The organism is Mesorhizobium sp., from assembly GCF_005063415.1.
Lineage (GTDB): Bacteria > Pseudomonadota > Alphaproteobacteria > Rhizobiales > Rhizobiaceae > Mesorhizobium.
Window position 1 is genome coordinate 1 of the sequence record NZ_SUEG01000412.1, and the last position, 248, is coordinate 248.

1 pseudogene is annotated in these 248 nt (G+C 58.9%); it reads right to left on the reverse strand.

Features of this window, described 5'->3' with window-relative positions:
- Nucleotides 1-248 (reverse strand): annotated as a pseudogene (locus E5W70_RS32845) (hypothetical protein); the annotation flags it as partial.

Here is a 248-nt window from a genome sequence, read left to right on the forward strand (position 1 = left end):
CCGCCATTAGCGACGCTCGAACTGACGCAAGCTTGCCGCCCACTTGGGTGAAGTCGTACCCGCTATAGATTGCGTCGCGAAACTGCTGCAGGAGCCCGGCGCCCTTTAGAGCTTCCGCAGGAGCCCCCAAACTTGCGTCATACGAGTCGTAGATTGCGAGCACGCTTTCGATTTCAGCTTCGGTGGCAGAATAGCCCCTTGGAATACCCGCGTGAACATAGGTCTCGATGGCGCGCACGAGGTAGGCT